The organism is Verrucomicrobiota bacterium, assembly GCA_027622555.1.
Lineage (GTDB): Bacteria > Verrucomicrobiota > Verrucomicrobiia > Opitutales > UBA2995 > UBA2995.
On sequence record JAQBYJ010000027.1, the window covers coordinates 43846 to 59372 of the forward strand.

At 45.5% G+C, this 15527-nt stretch carries 14 protein-coding genes and 1 pseudogene; 12 read left to right on the forward strand and 3 right to left on the reverse strand.

The genetic code is table 11. The features are described 5' to 3' along the window. Window positions 1-21: 21 nt before the first annotated feature. Window positions 22-531, reverse strand: a complete 510-nt coding sequence (locus O3C43_09335; GenBank protein ID MDA1066692.1) for a hypothetical protein — start codon at window positions 529-531, stop codon at window positions 22-24. A gap of 217 nt (window positions 532-748) precedes the next feature. On the opposite strand from O3C43_09335, the gene O3C43_09340 reads away from it, so the two are divergent. From O3C43_09340 to O3C43_09360, 5 genes are all read left to right on the forward strand, one after another. After that, the gene (locus O3C43_09340; protein ID MDA1066693.1) at window positions 749-1066 is read left to right on the forward strand and encodes a hypothetical protein; all 318 of its coding nucleotides are present in this window, start codon (window positions 749-751) and stop codon (window positions 1064-1066) included. Between the two features lie 85 nt (window positions 1067-1151). After that, on the forward strand, window positions 1152-2228 hold the full coding sequence (locus tag O3C43_09345) for a hypothetical protein (GenBank protein MDA1066694.1): 1077 nt from the start codon (window positions 1152-1154) through the stop codon (window positions 2226-2228). 72 nt (window positions 2229-2300) lie between these two features. Beyond that, window positions 2301-3425: a sugar phosphate isomerase/epimerase gene (locus O3C43_09350; protein MDA1066695.1), complete on the forward strand. Its 1125-nt coding sequence runs from the start codon at window positions 2301-2303 to the stop codon at window positions 3423-3425. Window positions 3426-3504: 79 nt separating this feature from the next. Further along, window positions 3505-4266 (forward strand): SDR family NAD(P)-dependent oxidoreductase, encoded by a 762-nt coding sequence (locus O3C43_09355; protein MDA1066696.1) that lies wholly within the window; start codon window positions 3505-3507, stop codon window positions 4264-4266. Window positions 4267-4331: 65 nt separating this feature from the next. Beyond that, window positions 4332-5225, forward strand: coding sequence for an amidohydrolase family protein (locus tag O3C43_09360; GenBank protein ID MDA1066697.1), 894 nt, complete (start codon window positions 4332-4334; stop codon window positions 5223-5225). 23 nt (window positions 5226-5248) lie between these two features. On the opposite strand, the gene O3C43_09365 is transcribed toward O3C43_09360, so the two are convergent. Continuing rightward, window positions 5249-6658 carry a sulfatase-like hydrolase/transferase gene (locus O3C43_09365; GenBank protein ID MDA1066698.1) on the reverse strand — a complete coding sequence of 470 codons (1410 nt, stop codon included), beginning with the start codon at window positions 6656-6658 and terminating at the stop codon, window positions 5249-5251. A 245-nt stretch (window positions 6659-6903) separates the two neighbouring features. Here O3C43_09365 and O3C43_09370 point away from each other — a divergent pair, with 245 nt between their 5' ends. The 7 genes and pseudogenes from O3C43_09370 to O3C43_09400 all read left to right on the forward strand — a co-directional run bounded on the left by O3C43_09370 (window position 6904) and on the right by O3C43_09400 (window position 14074). Next, entirely contained in the window at window positions 6904-7353 is a 450-nt protein-coding gene (locus O3C43_09370; protein MDA1066699.1) for an SgcJ/EcaC family oxidoreductase, read from the forward strand. A 21-nt stretch (window positions 7354-7374) separates the two neighbouring features. Then, window positions 7375-9276 carry an asparagine synthase (glutamine-hydrolyzing) gene (asnB, locus tag O3C43_09375; GenBank protein ID MDA1066700.1) on the forward strand — a complete coding sequence of 634 codons (1902 nt, stop codon included), beginning with the start codon at window positions 7375-7377 and terminating at the stop codon, window positions 9274-9276. An 84-nt stretch (window positions 9277-9360) separates the two neighbouring features. Continuing rightward, window positions 9361-10092, forward strand: a complete 732-nt coding sequence (locus O3C43_09380) for a ribonuclease activity regulator RraA (GenBank protein ID MDA1066701.1) — start codon at window positions 9361-9363, stop codon at window positions 10090-10092. 144 nt (window positions 10093-10236) lie between these two features. Then, window positions 10237-10557: pseudogene (gpt, locus tag O3C43_09385) on the forward strand (xanthine phosphoribosyltransferase). A 1334-nt stretch (window positions 10558-11891) separates the two neighbouring features. After that, window positions 11892-12404 carry a sigma-70 family RNA polymerase sigma factor gene (locus O3C43_09390; protein ID MDA1066702.1) on the forward strand — a complete coding sequence of 171 codons (513 nt, stop codon included), beginning with the start codon at window positions 11892-11894 and terminating at the stop codon, window positions 12402-12404. Then, the gene (locus O3C43_09395) at window positions 12394-13041 is read left to right on the forward strand and encodes a hypothetical protein (protein MDA1066703.1); all 648 of its coding nucleotides are present in this window, start codon (window positions 12394-12396) and stop codon (window positions 13039-13041) included. Before O3C43_09390 ends, O3C43_09395 begins: the two co-directional genes overlap by 11 nt. A gap of 178 nt (window positions 13042-13219) precedes the next feature. After that, a complete protein-coding gene (locus O3C43_09400; protein MDA1066704.1) occupies window positions 13220-14074 on the forward strand; it encodes a ThuA domain-containing protein in 855 nt (284 codons plus the stop codon). A 1127-nt stretch (window positions 14075-15201) separates the two neighbouring features. Here O3C43_09400 and O3C43_09405 read toward each other — a convergent pair. After that, window positions 15202-15527: hypothetical protein (locus tag O3C43_09405; GenBank protein MDA1066705.1), on the reverse strand; the 326-nt coding region annotated here is incomplete at its 5' end.

The following is a 15527-nucleotide window of genomic DNA, read 5'->3' on the forward strand; positions in this document are numbered from 1 at the left end:
CTCAAATAAGGCACGAAATCTTCAACTTTCGTTGGCCTCATACTTTGAGACAAAATCCATAATTCGCAATCCGGTATCAATCGTCAGTTTGATTGTCCCGGATTGTTTACCGTCTTCACCTGGAAAAACTTCACAGATAATGATCCGTGACATGTCTTTTTCCTTGCAGTAGCCATGCCCTTTCAAAGTGCCACCTTTAGCCATCAATTCCGAAAACGAACTAAAGCAGGGTAAAGTAATTTGACCCATTTCATTCTTAGCTTCAGCAATGAATCTAAGCGGCGCAGGCACTGCGCTAGCATCAACATTTACACGGTAAGTGCCCTGAAAGGAGCCTTCGGTTAAAGTAAGTTCACCAATATCCAAATTAACTCGAGTTGAAATGGATCCCAGAAGTACCTTGTTTTCAATCTTTGTAAAAGTTGAGGCTATGATAACCGATGGCTCTTTATCAGAAACATTCTCAAGTTCAGCTTGAGCGAGTCCTTGCGACAGAAGGAGAGTAAGTAGGAACTGAAGTAAGTATTTCACAGGTTTTCATGATCAGCAATCCTGGATCAGAAAACTGAGGGCGATAAACATCAGTACTTGGGTTCGAAAAAGCAAGCTCTAGTCTCTCAGATGTAGATTTCCGGAAATCCTGCATGGACCGGGGATTCGATCACAAAAGAACGATCCATCTCTACCCGGGGTACTACTGAATATGGATATTGACGAATTTAAATATCCCGGATCAGCTATCCAAATTATGAAAAAATCATCACTTATCGTTGCGGTTACAGCCTTTATATTAACTGCCTCGGTTGGCTTTTCAGCCACCAAAGCTCAAGAAAAGCAGTTCGCCACAGGCGACCAGAACAGAGACAAGATCCTTTCAAAAGAAGAGTGGGTTTCAATCAAGCTCGTAAACGGGAAAAAAACTGCTGAGAAAAATAAAAAGGAATTCGACGAAGCAAAATTTAGCAAGCAAGCGACAAAATCGTTCTCCAAGGCCGACACGGATAGTAACGGAGAATTGAGTGCGGACGAGTTCTTCGCTTCCTTTCCTGTCAGGAAAAAGAAATAAGCTCATTGATTAAAAGTATTTCCAAGGCTCAGATCCAAGATCTGGGCCTTTTTTTTTACCATTCAATCAAAAATCAAAAGCGATAATGCCTACACTTCCCGCATCAGCGTCACCTTGTTTGATCCGCATCTCGAAAAACTTCGAGCACCTTGCAGATGAAATTATCGTTGACCTGGGAGCGAAGCTGACAAAGCGACTCGGAGAAGAATACTTTCTGATTCAGATTCCTGAAAATAAACCCTCATCGGTCGAGAACGCTGCGAGCTATATTCGATGGAAATTACCCATTCATCACGCGTGGCCTTGCAATCCGGAGAAGATGGATGGATTTATCGAAAAGGCCGCACAATCCTTGTCGAAAAAGTTCGGCGATCGGGATTTTCAAGGCGTTTATATAGGGCGACTGAATCCCAGTTCAGCAAGCAACTACTACAAATCTTTGGCAACTAACCTTCGAGGTCGGACACTATCGCTGTTAGCCAACGAGCAGGCAGGAATAAGTGATCCGGAGGATCAGGACCCGGTTCGTGCCAGCCTGTTTTGTTTGCTTGGTAAAGAAGGACTCTATTGCGGGATGATTAGTCCTCGGGACGCCAACGGATTCTATCCAGGTGGAACCAAATTTATAAGCCAGAGAACACCGCATACGATTAGCCGGGCAGGAGCCAAGATTGCCGAAGCATTGCATTACCTCAAACTGCATCAGGAGCTTCCGGAGAAAGGATGCCGTTGGCTGGAATTAGGAGCTTGTCCAGGAGGCATGACTTCGGAGTTACTTGAGCGAGGGTATCGAGTGACCGCAGTCGATCGCGCACCGCTTGATCCTAGACTCGACGGCCGGGACAGTCTAAGTTTTATCAAAAAAGATGTGGCAAAATATCAACCTCTTGGCCGGGTGAATTTCGATGCCATACTTTGTGATATGAATGGCGAGGTGCAGAAAGCCTTGGATCAGGTAATTCGCTTATCCAAGCGCCTTCGGGCGAAAGGCCTGGTCGTCTTTACTTTGAAAACTCCCGGGGCCACGAGTTATGGCGAAACAAACGATTTGTTTCGCTCGACTATCGCAAGTGCAAATTCCGCGGGTTTAAAATTAGTCGCCAGCACCCACCTCACCTACAACAGGCATGAATTCACCCTGTTTTTTGAACGTGAAGCCTAAGGCCGAATCATTTATTTAAAAACGAAGGTTTTTTGCTTTCCTGTGTGAATGGAGTTCGGTTTGCTAAAAACCATGTCAAATCTACCCCAATTCCCAGATCGCCGTCAGTTTCTTAAAACCATCGCAGCTAGTGGAATAGCCGCTGCAGCCAGTCCGTTGACCGGATTTGCAGCCCACCACAAAAACGCCGGAGTCAAGCTTGGTTACGACAACTTTGCGGTTCGGGCAATGAATTGGATGGTCGAAGATCATCTGAAATATTCAGAGAAGCTGGGAATCGATTCCTTATTCATGTCGGACCTCGATCACTTTAAGAGCCTCGATATGCCATACCTTCGCGATGTCCGGAAGAAAGCCGCAGACAAAGGACTCGATATCCATGTCGGCACCTGGAGCATTTGCCCGACCTCAACCACCTTCAAAGACAAATGGGGAACTGCGGAAGAACATTTGCGTCTTTCGATTCGCGTCGCCGAGGCAACCGGTTCCCCCGTTATCCGTGTTATTCTTGGAAACAGGGACGACCGTATGACGAAAGGTGGAATTATGGCACGCATCAAAGACACCGCCAAAGTTTGCCGTGCCTGTCGTACCCAAGCCCTGGATGCGGGAATAAAAATTGCCATCGAAAATCACGCCGGCGATATGCAGGCGGGCGAAGTGGTAACATTGATAGAGGAAGCTGGCGGCTCCGATTACATGGGTGCCAATCTAGATGCGGGTAACGCTTCCTGGACACTGGAAGATCCACTTGAAAACCTGGAAATTATGGGACCTTATGCGGTAACAACCAGTCTGCGAGATTCTGCCATTTGGACATCGGAGAAAGGTACCACCGTTCAATGGACAGCAATGGGAAAAGGAGATGTGGATTGGGTAGCTTACTTTAAACGCTTCAAAGAACTCTGCCCGAATGTACCTGTTCACATTGAAACTATCTCTGGTTTCAACAGAGAGATTCCATTTCTGGAAGATGACTTTATGGGAATGTTTCCCGACATGAAAGCAACCACCCTGGCCCGCTATCTCAAATGGGCAGGGAAAGGAACATACCGCGATCCCTGGAAAGCACCCGAAGGCCCCAATGCCGATAGAGCCGATCACAATATAGATAAAGCAACCCAGGATTTCCAAAAGGCCGAAATCGAGGAGAGCATTCGCTACTGCAAGTCCATCGGTCTGGGATTGAAGTCGTAATCCGGGCTATACCTCCTTCATTCGGAGAGAGTCTCTTTCAATAACCACAAAGGATTAAATCCTAACTCAGATAATATTTATGTCCCTGGCAGTAATCACAGGAGGAGCAACAGGGATTGGAGCAGCGGCCGTACGAAGGTTTGCCGATGAAGGGTATGATGTTGCGATCTTGGATATTAATAAAGAGGCGAGCATCGAACTCACTAAAGAGTCACATCCTGGAAAGGTCGCATTTTTCAAGACCGATGTAAGTAATAGAAAATCGATTGACGAAGCGGTAGATCAGGCGGTCAAACAATTCGGCACACCATCCGTACTTTTTGCCAACGCAGGGATTCAAAGACTTTCAAGTCTTTTTGATCTTAAAGAAGAAGATGTGGATGCCATCATAAACATAAATTTGAAAGGAGCTCTTTACACGGTGGCAGCGGTGGCCAAACCCATGAAGGATGCTCGCGTAGGAAGTATTATTCTTATGGCATCTGACCAGGTGTTTGCTGGTAAAGAAGGCTCAATTGTTTATGGAGCTACAAAAGGTGGAGTTGCACAACTGGCCAAGTCGCTGTCCGTCGAGCTTAGTCCACTGGGTATTCGCGTGAATGCCGTCTGCCCGGCAACGGTGAAGACACCCATGACGGATAAGATATTTACGGATTTAGGTGAAACGCGCTTTGGTGGCGATACTGCTGCCGCGTGGAAGGCCGAAGCAGACACCATTCCGCTTGGTCGCATAGCTGCGCCGGAGGAGATCGCAAATGTAGTTTACTTTTTGAGTCAGCCAGATTCGTCGTTTATGACCGGTGCCCTCATTCCAGTTGATGGAGGATACACCGCGCAGTAACGGCAGTTAGTTTTTACTTATGGAGCAGTCGTCCAGTATTTCAATAATCCTAACACTAACACGAAATGAAGATAATTGATGCACACCATCACTTTTGGAGTGTAAAAAGCGGCAACTACACTTGGCTGGAAAATCGAGATCAGGAAATGTTGTGGGGGGTTCCGCCTGACCTACCAAGGGAATATCTTCCAGCGAATTTAATCACGGACACCGAACAACTCGAGCTTGTGAAATCTGTACACGTTCAGTGTGGATACGATCCTGCCCACTCAGCGAATGAATCGAAGTGGCTTCAGAGTTTGGCGGATACGCCTGGTTCACAAGGATATCCACATGCAATTGTCGGCTTTGCAGATTTTTCATCCCCGGACATAGATGAAATATTATCTCAGCACTGCGCATACGAAAACGTCCGCGGAATCCGACAAATCCTAAATAGACATAAGAACGCAAATTGGAATATGGCGGAGCATGATTATTTGAAGGATGACACCTGGCGTAAGAACTTCAGTCTGCTTCGAAAATATAATCTATCGTTCGACCTGCAAATCTACTATCAGCAGGTGGATGACGCAATATCACTCACTCAAGACAACCCGGATATTTTATTCATTTTGAACCATGCCGGAATGCCAGCCGATAGAGATACTGAAAACATCAATGGGTGGTACTCGGCACTTCAACGATTGGCAGCATGCACCAATGTTGTCGCAAAAATTTCCGGACTTGGCATGTGTGATAAGCATTGGACCGTCGATAGCATCCGTCCGTTTGTGCTCAAGGTCATCGAATCTTTTGGGGCAGACCGTTGCATGTTTGCCAGTAACTTTCCGGTCGATATACTCTTCAGTGACTACCAAACAGTTTGGAATGCCTACGATCAGGTTACGGCTGAATTTTCGAATGAGGAACGTGATAAGCTTTTCCATGACAATGCGGAAAAGTACTATCGGATATGATCCGACTACTAAAAGGTTTATAGTTAATCACCTTCCTCAAACAGGTTCTGGATTCCTGGATAGACCGGGCGTTGCTTGGTTCTCACATCTCCTTTGCCCTCTTCAACCGGAGGAATTAGTTCCAATAGACTCTGCAATTTTTCTTTTGCTGTAACAACTGCTGGTTTAGTCGAATTTGAAATATCGGTTTCCTCAAAAAGATCCTCGGTCACATGAATGAGTCGGCCGTCTCGATAGAGCTTGTAGTCTCTGGTGCGCACATACTGCCCCGGCATAGGTCCCCAGTATGGCTGGTAATGATTTAGCTGCCACTCCCTGATCTTTCCTTTTTTTCCATTGAGCTGAGGAAAGAAACTTATCCCGTCAATGGGATCGTCGACTCCCAACTCAACTCCAGCTGCATCGGCCAGGGTCGCATAAAAATCCGTAAACTCGATCAGGTCTTTGCTTACGCTACCCTTGGGCGTGTGCCCTTTCCAATAGGCAATAAAAGGAACGTGCGTACCAAAGTCAGTCGTACCGCCCTTGCCTCCCTTAAACTCCAAATTGTTCCATCTGGAAGTGATACCAGTGCTAGTTCCGTTATCGCCCGTAAATAAAATCATAGTGTCTTCGGCAAGTCCGAGCTTTTCCACCTTCGCTACGATTTTCCCAACCAGTTTATCCATGTAATTTACCATGGCCACGAAGTTCTTCTTTTTCACCTCGGGCTCCTTAGGGTTTTTCATGGCATCTTCCAACGACATGTCCCCAATAGAATCCGGTGTTGGGATAAAAATGTCATGAACCAGCACCATAGGGTAATACACAAAAAACGGATCGTCTTTGTTTCGTTCCATGAAATCGCAGATAAAATCAGTAAACAGGTCGGGTGCATATTTCCCGTGATTGGTTTCGCTGGTTATAGTCACCCCATTGTGCTCGAGAGGTGCATTCCAATAACGCTCCCCTCCTCCGTCATTTTTCGATTTTCCGGTGGTCACTTGCCAAAGCAGTGACTCGTCGAATCCGGCTTTGATGGGTCGCATCTTATCAAGAGAATTAGGTGCTCCATGATAGAGACCGTTCAACTGCCACTTACCGGCAATCGCCGTTTTATAACCCGCTTCCTGCATCATATGTCCGAAGGTTTTTTCTTTAGGATTTAGATAACCGAAATGGGTGTAATTCCTGAAGTTGTATTGCCCCGTCATCAACTTCACCCGGGAAGTTGTACAAATAGGCGTCGAGTAACAGTGGTCAAACTGAAGACCCACACTGGCTAGCTTGTCGAGATGGGGCGTTTTGTAATCCACCGCGCCATAACTTCCGAAACACTCCCAACTTGCATCGTCCGCCATAATCAAAACGACATTGGGCTTTCGATCTGCTCCATTCAGCCAAACGCTGATCAGCATTCCACACACACAGATAACGCGTTTACAAATGTTCATAGGAACCACATTGACACACCCGATTGCCTGGAGCCAATGAAAATGTGTACTGTTACCGAGGAGCCAATCTAAACCCGATAAATCTTCGGTTTTATTTTGCATACAGCCCAAGCATTACTCACTTTGAGCATCCACAAAACAGCGCAAAACCATTTACCCGATCATTGGTAATTCAGTTAGTTCTGAAAAGTGCGGTTAATGAAAGTAGATAGCCATTTTTTCAAACACTCACATTCAATTGAATCATGAAAACCATAGTACTCATTTCTTTGCTCAATCTTACTTTGGCTTCACTTCTGGTAGCCGAAAAGACAAAGGCCATTCAAAAGCAGGAAAATCAGATCCATACGCTTATTGACCAGTACAGTCAGGCGCGAGAAACGAAGGACGGAGAACTGCTGAAAAACATTTTAGTCGACGACATTGATCAACTGGTATCCTCGGGCACATGGAGACGAGGCTTTGATGAAGCACTCGCTGGAATGATGCAAAGTTCAACCAGCAGACCAGGAAGCAGAACGCTTACGATAGAACACATACGCTTTCTCGATAAGAAAAATGCTATCGCGGATGCAAGGTATGAAATAACAAACGAGGACGGTAGTATGAGAAAAATGTGGAGCACATTTATCGTAAAGCTGGAAGACAAACACTGGAAAATAGCAGCTATCAGAAACATGCTGCCTGCTCAATAAGGGTTAGACTATTAACGAATCATGTGCGGCGTTGTTGGATATTGGAATAAGAACGGAGAAGAAGCAGACGAAAATATTCTCAAAAAAATGTCGCACCGGCTCACCCATCGTGGGCCAGATGATAGTGGAACCTTCAAAAAGGGTTCTCTCGGCCTAGGTCATACGCGTTTGACTATTCTCGATTTGTCAAAGAACGGACATCAACCATTTGTGACGAGCGATGGTAATGCCGTCCTCTCTTATAACGGTGAAATCTACAATTTCCGTGAACTGAGACATCAGCTTAAAAAAGAGAACGTCACTTTTAAGAGCACCACAGACACCGAGGTCCTGCTATATGCACTGTACCATTGGGGACCTGAAAAAGCGGTTCTAAAACTGGATGGGATGTTTGCTTTTGCCTATTTTGATTTCAGGGATAATAGCCTCTGGTTGGTCAGAGACAGAGCAGGAATAAAGTCACTCTATTGGGTCGAAAAAGGAAATTTAAATGTATTCGCATCGGAGATGAAGGCTCTTTTCGATCATCCAGAAATTGTCTGCCGACCAGATATGCATGCATTATCAACTCAGGTACTGATGGGACGGCTCGATGGTGATTGGACGCCTTTTGAAAATATTAAGTCCGTACTCCCCGGAACTATAATTAAAATTACCCGGAGTCAAAATCGCGTCATCACCTACTTCGATATACTCCGAGATGTAAACGTCGACCGAATCCTGGACTCTGCCAGTACTCCGTTTGAAGATAAGCTACGTTCGTTCGAACAAATATTTGAGCAGAGTGTTCAGAGTCATCTCGTTTCCGACGCACCTCTGGCAACCATGTGTAGCGGTGGATTGGATTCAAGTTTGATAGCAGCTATTGGAAAGGAGTTGAAACCCGACATGGAAGGCTATGTTGCCGATGTGGAAAACGCCCCTTTCCCGGAGGTTCAAAGAGCCGAGACCGTTTGCAAGCATATCGGTATGCATTTGAACAAGATTAAGGTTAGCCAGGAAACTTTCCTGCGATCCTGGCCTAAAGCTGTCTACCACAATGATCAGCCCAATTATTATCCACAGAATATTATCTACAAATCTGTCTGTAGCGCGGCTCATAAAGATGGATTCAAAGTTTTACTTGCTGGAGATGGGTCTGATGAACTTTTTGGAGGTTATGATTGGCATGTATCAGCCTACCACATGTGGAAAAAACGACGAATACATTCTAAGTTTATTCCGAATAACCGATTGTTTAAAAAACTCGGCGATTATCTCCGTCTACTAGCTCCGATCGACCTTGCCCTATTAGCCGAAAAACCATTCACACCTTTGTCCAGAACGAACATTAAAGAGAGCTTCAGCTCACAAGCCAGGATGTCTGTAATCGACGGACTCCAGAGAAGTGTACGAGCTGAGAATCTGTTTAAGAAACTCGAAAAAGTCGCGCCCGTAGAGGACAGGGCATTCTTGGCGAGAGGCTTGGATGACTTTTACATCCACCTCAGAACATTACTTCGTTCAAATGATAAAATGGCAATGTCGGTTTCCGTCGAAGCAAGGGTACCCTTTTTATCAAACCAATTAATCGATTTTGCGTTTCATCTAAATCCTCAGTCGAAATTTAATCAAAACAAGACAAAGTATATCGTTAAAAAGGCTGCTGAAAAAAAGCTCCCTCATGCGATCGTCCATGCCAAAAAAGTAGGGTTTGGATTTTCGGCTGCCATGTGGGGAAAAGGTGTTGATTTCTTGCGCGGAGGGATGGTCCCGGAACTGTTTAAGTGGGGAGAAAAAGAAGCAGAAAACATTTATGAAGATCTGAGATCAGACAGAAGTATTATTTTTTCATTACTAAGCATAGAGCTGTGGGCTCAATTATTCCTAAACCATCAATCCCCAGAAGACCTGTCAGAAATTCTCCTTGCGAAACTCCGGTGAGAAGTGGAACTGTTCCTGGCATTACAAATCCACGTTTTGATTTTTAATTCAGTAAAATAAAGAAGTTCACAAAGTAACAATCCGATGCCCACACCATCCGCCCCAATCCTTTCAGAAGAAACACGTCGCCGACTTCTTTCTGCAAGTACTCCCACCATAGCAACCCTGCTGTATAAACACGGTTTTAAGAACGCCTATATCCAAGGTGTCTCCTGTCTTAATACAAAAGCGACAAAACTCGTGGGACCAGCCTTTACGCTGCGCTATATAGCCGCTCGCGAAGATACTGATCAACTGAGTGCATTTCGCGAACCTGATCACCCTCAACGTGTCGCAGTTGAGACCTGTCCAGAAGGGCATGTTCTCATAATGGATTGCCGACAAGATGCATCGGCCGCATCAGCTGGTTCGATACTACTCACCCGTCTGGAAGTCCGAGGTGCTGCCGGATGCGTTAGCGATGGAGGGATACGCGATGCCTATGGGGCATCTCAGCTACAGATGCCCGTTTATGCAGCCAAACCTTCTGCGCCAACTAATCTCACTAAACACCACGCCGTAGACTTGAACGTACCAATCAGTTGCGGAGGTGTTCCCGTTTACCCGGGGGACGTTCTCGTTGGAGACACAGATGGGGTCATGGTAATTCCCCACCATTTCGTAGACCAGATTGCTGCCGAGGCGGAACCCATGGAAGAATTTGAGGAGTTTGTGTTGGAAGAAGTCCGTCGAGGCGTTCCCATAATTGGACTGTATCCTGCCACCGATCCAGATACACTCAAACGATTCGAGGCCTGGAAAACTGGCCGCAGTTAGCGGTTCAATTTTACCGGGGACAGCCAATCAATAAGGTGTTATTTATTTACATCATTCCTCCACCCTCGTTACAAATTTTGAAACTCCAATACATCCCCGTTTTCAATCACCACATCCAAAACTCCATAATTAGAAAGAAACACAATGGCTGAATTCCGGAAAGACTATCCTGTATCGTGGGAAGAGCTACACCGCGATGCCCGTGCACTGGCCTGGCGTTTGATGAATCAAAAATGGGAAGGCGTAATCGCAATAACCTGAGGAGGATTAATCCCGGCCGCCATTGTGGCACGAGAACTTGAACTACGTTTGGTCGAAACCATTTGCGTCGCCAGTTACGACCATCAAACACAGGGAGAAGCGAAAGTAATCAAGGGTCTCGATATCGATAGCAAAGGCTGGCTTGTCATCGACGACCTTGTGGACACAGGGCAGACGGCGAAAGCGGTTCGTAAAATGCTACCCGATACCCAAGCCCTACATTGGGTCTGCCACAACAATCTGGGACTGCGACAACATCGGAACTTCTCCGAAAAAGAGTTGGAAGCTTCAACGACCCTTGCTTTTTCCGGAGACTCTTTCACTGAAAATCTGAGAATTCCTGCCGTCTATTCTTTCACTGAACCCCTCGACTATCTCCTAAATATTAAATCCAACAGTCCCTATACTACTCTAAACTATGGGGTCGATGGTTACGGAACGGATCAGTCGTATATCTACTATCAAGAAGCAGCTGCAAAAACCCGGCTAGACCATGTCTTCTACCTTTTTACGGCCAACGACTTTCGTAACATCTTTGAAAACAAACTCTTTACTCTGGAAGACAAAAAACAGCTTAAGCAAAATCCGCCTCAGGAAAGCTCATGGATCATTCGTTTTATCTCAAAGCTTCACCTTACTTATTTGGCAATAGAGACTGTCGATCATTTTTTCTATAATTCGACCGACCTCAATAAACGGATACACCTCCAGACATTTATTAATCATAGCAAGACTTACCACTCAGAAGAGGCGGATGCAATTGAAGCAGCTTTGAGAGCGAATTCAGAATCAGCTCAATTGCAAAAAAAATATCGCCCTGTTCAACAGTATCCTAAAACGCCGGAAGATCGATGTCCAAAAAGCTGGTGGAGAATTTCACATAATCATTTTACCGCGTACAATAGAAGACAATGCATCAGAGTTAACCGATTTAGGTACCAACAATGTCATCAACCTGTACGAGCGCTTCGCCACCAAAATGGCGGACAACAACTATGCGAAATTCATTTTTGAGGAGGATCCTCATTGGAATGAAACCGGGAATGCCTGGGCAGCCCGCGAGATCTTCGAATATCTGAACGAGTATACGAATCATCAATCATCCATGAGTCAGGTGAACTGCGAGCAAGGACTTTACCATTATTACAGGCCTTGGGTTCGTCACTGACATTATCTGAATGGAAATCGGCAGATCTTCGACAAACGGCGATACCCGAAACCATCCTTCAAAAATATTCTTCTATTGAAATCGCCCTTGAAGAGTAAGCGTCCAATCGACAGGACAACCATCCAAAGCCGAAATTTTTGAAAAAGAAAATTGACGCTTCCATTTTCCAAAAACGTTACAACGGCCCCACGTTTTCAGTACCACCATTAAACCCTGCGATAAGACGGTTTAGGACGATCATAGTCTTATTCCCTGCAAGTAATCCTTGTATCCATGAGCCGTTGGCTGAAAATTAAATGAACTATTTCTTGTCTATGTGTAAGAAAACCTTCGTTCCAACTCACAAGTGGGGTTAAGAATGATTCAAAAGATGAAGGAAACGGACCAGCAACAACTATTCGATGAATGGCTGAGAGATTATCGAGGGCTGTTTTTCAAAGTAGTGCGAGCCTATGCCTTCAATTCACACGACCAGGAGGATTTGTTTCAGGAAATCACCACTCAAGTTTGGAATTCAGTTCCAAAATACCGCGGTGAATCCAAGGCATCCACCTGGATCTACCGGGTAGCACTCTACTCTGCAATCGCTTGGTCGAAAAAAGAACGGAAACACCGGGACCATCATCAAGTAATGGGAGAACAAGAGCATACCTTGAAGGAAGTTTCTGTGGTTAGAAATCAACGACTCGACTGGCTGTATGAGCAAATAAGTCAGCTGGATGAGATCGACCGTTCCCTGACCCTGATGATGCTGGACGGGTACAGTTATAAGGAGATCTCATCCACTTTGGGGATAAGCGAAAGCAACGTAGGTGTGAAATTGAATCGTATCAAAAAAAGTTTAACTGAAAAATCGAACGAGGAAACCAACCATGGAATTTGAAGATATGAAAATAATCTGGGACTCACAGAACGAAGCACCTCTTTACGCCCTAAACGAGGAAGGACTGCATAACATCCTCAGGACCAAAACCCGTAAGTTCAAACGTGTGATCTGGTGGCAAGAATGGTTATCGTACGGCAGCACCCTTTTCGTATTAGCTGTAATCGTATTTTTTCTTACCTTCGGTTTCCTTTCACACCTTGGACTAGTCAACGAAATACCCAATGTTGGATTATGGGATGCATTAGCCCTTCTGTGTGCCGCTGCCTGTTGGGTGAAGTTTGCATTTAACATTTACTCCGGAAAGAAACAGCAGCTTGAACGAGAACAAAAATATTCAAGCAGCCTTTTGGACGATCTGGACCGCGATATTGATCAGGCCAACTATCAGATCGATAAGCGAAAACATATGATAAAAGTGTTTATGCCACCCTACGTAGGAGCCTTACTCTTCTTGCTCGTTATGTTCAGAGTAAGCGGTGATTCAGAATGGCTTATCGTGCCTGCTATCGGAGTAATGATCGTGGCAATGGCCTTCGAAATCTGGACACAGAAACGTTTAATCAGACGCAAGATTCAACCGCACAAGCAGGAATTGGAAATCCTTCGCAACAAGCTGACAAATCCGGAGAATTAAGAACTGGGCGAGTTGTTTATAGATCTCAGAATTAGTTCACAGATCGCTTCTTCTGCCCGGTGCTTAAGCTTGAAAAAAGAGAGGAGCAGGTGCTGAACTTTGCAGAAAGTGAAAAGTCAGTCATCCAAATTTACGACTTGTTCAAGTCCTCAAACTAGCACGTAATAACCCCATCGATATGAAAAAACATACTTCTACCCTATTCGTCTCAGCGATTTCCTTGATCACAGTTCTAGTCCTTGCTGCCGCTCCTTTGCAGGCTCAGAAAAAGGAGGTTAAACCTCTAAAAGTTCTTTTGATTACGGGCGGATGCTGCCACGCCTATGCCACCCAGCAACACATCCTCAAAAAGGGCATCGAAGCCCGTGCCCATGCGATTGTAGATCAGGTTCACACCGACGATTCAACCAACACCCCTCCGTTAGCCATCTACGGAAATCCAAACTATGCCAAGGGTTACGATGTGGTTATTCATGACGAGTGCGCTGCGGGAATGAACGATGTGGCTACCTTGAAAAATATCCTCGCTCCCCATCAAAATGGTATTCCCGGAGTAAATCTCCATTGCGCGATGCACAGTTACCGTGTTGGAGACCATAAAGTCCCGTCAACAGCTGGAACGGATGACAGTCTCTGGTTCGATTACCTGGGTATTCAATCCAGCGGACATGGCCCGAAAGAACCAATCATCATCGATTTCACAAACTCAAAAAATGTGATCACCAAGGACATGAGTGGTTGGGCAACCGGGCCTGAGGAGCTTTACAACAATGTGCAAGTTTTCCCCAACGCCAAAGGACTGGCAACCGGATCCCAACATCAGCCAGAACGTAAGCTTAAAAACGGAACAGTGACCTCTGCCCAGGACACTGAAGCAGTCGTCGTATGGACGAACGACTATAACGGTACCCGCGTATTTAGTACCACCATCGGCCATTACGACGAGACCGTTGCGGACGATCGCTATCTGGACCTCGTTACCCGTGGCCTCCTCTGGTCCTGTAAAAAGCTCAACAAGAGTTATTTGAAATAAAATACCTCTTTGAGAGTTCGAGTCCTATCTGTGTTTTTTAGGTGCGGTATACAGAACGCATAACCACTTCTGGTTAAATAAATTTCCGCGAGCTTGATTCATACAAACGAATAAAATGTACAAGCTGCCCGTCCTGAGCTTGTCGAAGTGGAATTAGCTGCGATTCGAATCTAAAAATGCCAAGCTGGGGCTTGGCGTTCCCAAGGAATCGCAGCTAAAGCAGCTCCTACCTGTTACCGTTTTCCACACACAAAGAATCAAACCCTATTCCGCAAGAAACGAAAGAATATCGGCCAGATCCTGAGCGGACAAGCCGAGTGCACCATCTGGAGGCATGATGGATAGGTCGAGCTTACTACGACTTCGGATGTTGCTTTTGGGAATTGAGTGCTGCTGACCAGCGATATCTTTCAGGATTAAAGTTTCACCCTCCCCTACTACGAATCCGGACAGCGTTAGCCCATCGTTGCCTGCTTAACAATAATCTATCTCGTAAATTTCGATATCCGATTTTCCCATCTAAAACAAAGTTGAACTTGTTATTCACCGATGCCTGCGTCGGGGTCGGTGACTGAAGGGAAAGTTTGAAATCGCGGAGATCGCCAGCAAGCTGGCTCCTACATTTTGACACGCGAAAGTAGCTGTAGGAGTGACCTTGGTCGCGAATCGAATACCAACGATGTTTGCTGGATTCTTGAGAGCAAAAGAGAAAAGAGCTTGTTCTTGTATTTCAGATACCCCGATCCTTGAGTCGGGGAGTTTCATTGAGGGAATCCGGCTTGTCTGAATTCCGTGAAGTGGCTTGCTCAACCTTCCTCGGAATCTTGATCCTAATTGGATTCTTAAACGAATGCTTGCTACCACTAAACTCAACCATCCCGTCTCTAAGAGCATTTTTAATTTCTTTGGATGCAGTCCGGCCCAAGATCAACTTGAAGGCAAAAAGTATAAAAATCGAAATCCCTCCTAAGTGCAGTATGATCTCTTGCTTAGAGAAGTATCCAACCAATGCTAATCCTAAGGATCCGTACAAAATCAAAGTGTAGATTGTTCTGTATTCATATGTTACCGTGTGCTCAGTCGCTTCTATGATTTTGTAAGGATTCATATATTTCGTAGATCAGGTTTTAATCGTGCGGGTGAGGCATCCAATCCGTGAAAATGCCTTTGGCATTCCGCTCGGCTTCGAGTTGCTGCCATTCGATAACTCCAACGCGATTGGCCCAAGACGTATATTTTGCCAGGAGTTCATCGCGTTTGTTTGGAAATTCAGCCGATAAGTCATTCAGCTCACAGCGATCTTCCTCCATATCGTACAGCTCCCATTCGCTCCGATCCCATCGTTTGACCAACTTCCACTTCCGCTCCCGGTAAGCACAATTCCCTTCATGCTCCCAAGCTAATGGTGGTCGGACCGTCTCCTTCGATTGAAAGCTATCCTTCAAACTGTTTC